Source organism: Alitiscatomonas sp. (genome assembly GCF_037242085.1).
In the GTDB taxonomy this organism is placed as follows: domain Bacteria; phylum Bacillota; class Clostridia; order Lachnospirales; family Lachnospiraceae; genus Alitiscatomonas; species Alitiscatomonas aceti.
On the sequence record NZ_JAXXBR010000009.1, the window covers coordinates 1 to 3,318 of the forward strand.

3 protein-coding genes are annotated in these 3,318 nt (G+C 51.0%); 1 reads left to right on the forward strand and 2 read right to left on the reverse strand.

Going from position 1 to position 3,318, the window contains the following annotated elements; translation table 11 throughout:
* On the reverse strand, positions 1-642 hold a 642-nt coding region (locus WIH05_RS00095), incomplete at its 3' end, for an amidohydrolase family protein (protein WP_337424789.1).
* Positions 633-1,385, reverse strand: a complete 753-nt coding sequence (nagB, locus tag WIH05_RS00100; protein ID WP_022274066.1) for a glucosamine-6-phosphate deaminase — start codon at positions 1,383-1,385, stop codon at positions 633-635. The genes WIH05_RS00095 and nagB, both read right to left, overlap by 10 nt.
* 222 nt (positions 1,386-1,607) lie before the next feature.
* Here nagB and WIH05_RS00105 point away from each other — a divergent pair, with 222 nt between their 5' ends.
* A complete protein-coding gene (locus tag WIH05_RS00105) occupies positions 1,608-2,984 on the forward strand; it encodes an ROK family protein (RefSeq protein ID WP_022274065.1) in 1,377 nt (458 codons plus the stop codon).
* Positions 2,985-3,318 lie beyond the last annotated feature (334 nt).

Sequence of the window (3,318 nt, forward strand, 5' to 3'; positions counted from 1 at the left end):
CATGCCGTTATAAAGATGGGTGGCATGATCTGCTCCCGCCGCAAAGGCTGCGCTGGCGGTTTCGTAATCGGCAACTGTATGGCCAATGGAAACATGGATCCCTTCCTCAGCCGCAGCCTGGATGAATTCCATGGAGCCCGGCTGTTCCGGAGCCAGAGTCACCAGCTTCACAAGACCTCTGGCGTCTGCCTGGAGTCTTTTTAACATGGGCACATCGGGATCATGCAGGAAGTCGCTGTTCTGGGCTCCCTTTTTTGCGCTGGAAAGGAACGGGCCTTCCAGATGGACGCCCACCAACTCTGCACCGCCGCTGTTTTTCTCCTTATGGGCTGCGGCATTCTTACAGATCAGGGAAAGCTGGTCCTCGCCCAGGGTCATTCCTGCCGGGCAGATATACGCCACGCCCTCGGACAGCTCATAATCTGCCATGGCCTGGAGTCCCTCCGGAGTCGCATCGCTGAAATCCTCACCGACGCATCCATGGAAATGAACGTCCACCAGCCCCGGGATCACATAGCAGCCGGAGGCATCCACAGTTTCCCCGTCGCTGCTGGTCCCCGCAAATACAGAGCCGTCTGTGCAAAGATCCTTTTCACAAAAACCATGTTCCAGGTCGAACACGCTTCCGCCGGTTATCCGCATATTTCTACCCCCGTTCCCTCCAGTTTGGAGAGAGCCGCCTCGTCACATACCAGGACAACATCCGGATGGAGCTGAAGGATCGAAGCCGGACACTCCGGTGTGATGGGGCCGCATACAGTCTTATAGATCGCGTCAGCCTTATCTGCACCGCTGGCGATCAGAAGAATACGGCGGGCAGCCATAATGCAGCCGATGCCCATGGTCAGGGCCTGCTTCGGCACATCGTCAGCGCTGGCAAAAAACCGGGCGTTGGCTTCGATGGTGCTCTCTGTCAGATCCACCACATGGGTTTCCTTTACAAAGTGATCAGAGGGCTCGTTGAATCCGATATGGCCGTTTCTGCCAAGTCCCAGAAGCTGAAGATCTGCATATCCAAAGGATTTTACCAGCTCATCATACCTTCTGCACTCCTCCTCCGGATCCTCTGCCAGGCCGCTGGGCACATATGTATTCTCCGGGAGGATATCAATATGGTCAAACAGATTTTTCTGCATGAAATAGCGGTAGCTCTGGTCGTGGTCTCCGGAAAGTCCCTTATACTCATCCAGGTTCACGGAGTGTACTTCCTTAAAGCTGAAATCTCCTCTCTGGTTCCATGCTGCAAGCTGTTTGTATGTTCCAATGGGTGTAGAACCGGTTGCCAGGCCCAGAACACAGCCCGGACGACGGATCACCTCGGCAGAAATAATGTTCGCAGCACGACGGCTCATGGCATCGTAGTCCTTTTCACGGTATATTCTCATAATTTTTCAGTCTCCTTTCCTTATACATACTCCATCCCTATACAGGATGTTTTTCATAAAGGATTGTATCACATTTTTACCCCTGTGTCATCAGAAACAGGCCGGCACTTTCATAACAATTCTGAACCTCACATTTTCTTATGAAGCCAGTGACAAGTACGTCCCATTATGTTATAATTATATCATAGTCGGAAATTATGTAGTTTAGGAGGGTTCTATCTTATGAATTGTTACGGAGTTTCTGTAAATTTAAAAAATATCCCGGAACTGGATCCGGAGTTCACTCCCCTTTTAAAATTCAATGAAGCGTTTCTGAAAGACGCCACAAAGCCCGTATCCATCGCAGTGGAAAGGGCTGACGGCCAGATGGCTGCCTGCCATACAAAGATCCATGAAGAAGCGGAAATGACCCAGGCGAACCATTATTACATTGACCGCCTGGTAAAGACCATGATCTGGCTTCAGGGCGGCTTCCGTGTTTATGTAAATGATAAAGATCTTTATGACTACTTAAGCAGCGTTTACTGCAAAGGCGGAGCCCGTGAATTCGACTGGGATTTCATGTCCCATATCTATGAGCATGAATTTGAGATCGTGTTCACAGAACAGGTTCCTGAGACCAAAAACGCCCCCATTGCCATGGGAGGACACCTGGAAGGCTGCCGCATCGGCTTTGATGCCGGCGGATCCGACCGTAAGGTTTCTGCAGTGATCGACGGAGAGACTGTATTCTCTGAGGAAGTCGTATGGTTCCCGAAGGTTACCGAGGATCCCCAGTATCACTACGACGGGATCGTAGCTGCCTTCAAATCTGCCGCAGAGCATATGCCGCGGGTGGATGCAGTGGGTATCTCCTCTGCCGGAATCTTCATCAACAACCGTACCATGAGCGCATCCCTTTTCCTCAGCGTTCCCAAGGACCTTTATGAGTCCAAGGTAAAGGATATCTACATTCGTGCCGTAAAGGATACCTTCGGCGATATCCCCTATGCCGTAGCCAACGACGGGGATGTTTCCGCCCTGGCCGGAACCATGAGCTTAAAGGACAACAATGTCCTGGGTATTGCCATGGGCACCAGCGAGGCAGTAGGCTACGTAGACGAGGAAGGCCGCATTACAGGCTGGCTCAATGAGCTTGCGTTCGTTCCGGTGGATGCGAACCCCAACGCCATGATCGATGAATGGGCCGGTGATATCGGCTGCGGCGTGAAATACTTCTCCCAGGACGGCGTGATCAAACTGGCTCCCAGAGCCGGAATCCAGCTGGATGAGTCTGCATCTCCGGCTGAAAAGCTGAAAGCTGTCCAGAAGCTGATGGCAGAAGACGATCCCAGGGCAGCAAAGGTTTATGAGTCCATCGGCTGCTATCTGGGCCATACTCTGGCTTATTACTACCAGACCTATGGATTCCGCTATGTGCTCCTGTTAGGCCGTGTAATGAGCGGTAAGGGCGGAGACATCCTGATGGAAACCTGTGACCGCGTTCTGAAGGACGAGTATCCAGAGATCGCCGATAAGTTCCAGTTAAAGCTGCCGGATGAATACTTCCGTCGTGTCGGCCAGTCCATGGCTGTGGCAAGCCTTCCGCAGATCGGCTAAACGGATCCTAAGATCCCATAATAAATAAACGGGGATGCTGTAAAAGCAGGCCTGGGATTCTTCCTTTATCCCTTGCCTTTACGGCATCCCCATTTTCATTTCTATTCATATTCTTTCCACGATATCCAGATTCGTTCCTGCATTTAAACGTAGCTTCCCCAGATCCGCAGTTCTATCGTTTTCCATAAAATAATTTTCTATAAAACAAAAAAGACCAGAACCATCATTCTGATCTTCATCTCTGTACCTTCAAAACCACATACTGAACTTCCGAAACCTTTTAAACAGCCTTTCTGGATAAGCCCTCGACCGATTAGTGACAGTCAGCTCCGTA

Excerpts from the sequence above, each read along its gene's own strand:
- nagB (WP_022274066.1), bottom strand. The coding sequence starts at position 1,385 with ATGAGAATATACCGTGAAAAGGACTACGATGCCATGAGCCGTCGTGCT.
- WIH05_RS00105 (WP_022274065.1), top strand. The coding sequence starts at position 1,608 with ATGAATTGTTACGGAGTTTCTGTAAATTTAAAAAATATCCCGGAACTG.